1 protein-coding gene is annotated in these 1,211 nt (G+C 68.5%); it reads right to left on the bottom strand.

Annotation, left to right across the window (positions count from 1 at the left end; genetic code table 11):
* Positions 1-1,127: DUF885 family protein (locus Q7J39_RS18185; RefSeq protein WP_304828602.1), on the bottom strand; the 1,127-nt coding region annotated here is incomplete at its 3' end.
* Positions 1,128-1,211 lie beyond the last annotated feature (84 nt).

Here is a 1,211-nt window from a genome sequence, read left to right on the forward strand (position 1 = left end):
GTGTCGAAGGCGAGCGGCAGGGTCTTGTAGACGTCCGCGATCTGCACGTTCAGGGCGGCGATCAACTCGGCGCGGCCCGCGTCAGTGTTGGCATAGACCTGGCTCGGATCGTTGTTCAGGCCGTTCAGGCGGTCGGCCACGGTCCCCTTGGTCATCCCCTGGCTCTTGAGGATGGTGTCCAGGCGCGCGGTGATGTCGGCCACCTGGTCGAGACCCAGCTGGTGAATCTCCTGCGGCGTCATGGTGGTGGTGGTCGAGGCCTCGCAGGCGTCGGCATAGTAGGCCTCGGCGTCCTTCAGGCGGCCGACGCCGGCCTCCGAGGTGGCGATGGCGCGGTTGGCCGCGACGGCGGCGATCTGACGGTCAAGGGCCGGGTAGATTTCCTGCGCCACGATCTGCGTGGCCGCGGTCCCATAGTCGGCGGTCAGGCCGGCGGCCTTGGCCTTGGCGACCAGGGAGGTCACCAGCACGGTCTTCTCCGGCGGCTGGTCGCGCAGGGCCTTGAGCTGGGCCAGCGTCAGGTCGCAGATGAAGTCCGGCGGCACAACGCCGGCGGCCACGTCAGCCTTCATGCGCGCCAGGTCCTGATCCAGCACCTTGCCGAAGTCGTGCAGGCGCGAAATCCACGCGTCGGCGTCGGCGCTGGTGGTCACCCGGTGCTGGTTGTCCAGGAAGTCGGGGATGTCCTGATAGGCCCCGTTCTGCTGGCTGATCACATAGGGCGAGAACCGGCCGCCCACCGCGCCGAACCTGTATTTCTCGCCGTTCGAAAGCGCGTGGCTGTTCTGGTAGAGCACCACATCGAGGTCGACCTTCGACGCCGGCGACAGGGCGTTGCGGTCGATGGCGTTCAGGGCCGTGACCCGGCTGCGCACCCTGGCCAGCCGGGCGTCCCGCGCCGCTGTCGAGCGCTCGTCCAGCTGCCCTTTCAGAGCCGCCCGCGCGCCCTTGTCGAGGCCCAGCGAGGTGGCGCGCTGGGGGCTTTCGTCCACCTGGTCCTCGAAGATTTGGTCCAGAAGAGTCTTGAGCTTGGCGTCCTCCGGGCCCTGGGCCAGGGCGGGCGCCGCAGCCATGAGAGCCGCGCTCGCGGTGGTCAGGAGGAAGCCGCGGCGATCAAGAACGGTCATGGGGTCAGGCCTTGTTGGTGGCGATGTAGGTGTCGATGACGGCTTCCAGCACCGTCAGCGGCATGGCGCCGGAGAGCAGGCCGG

Source organism: Phenylobacterium sp., from assembly GCF_030651185.1.
GTDB lineage: Bacteria > Pseudomonadota > Alphaproteobacteria > Caulobacterales > Caulobacteraceae > Phenylobacterium.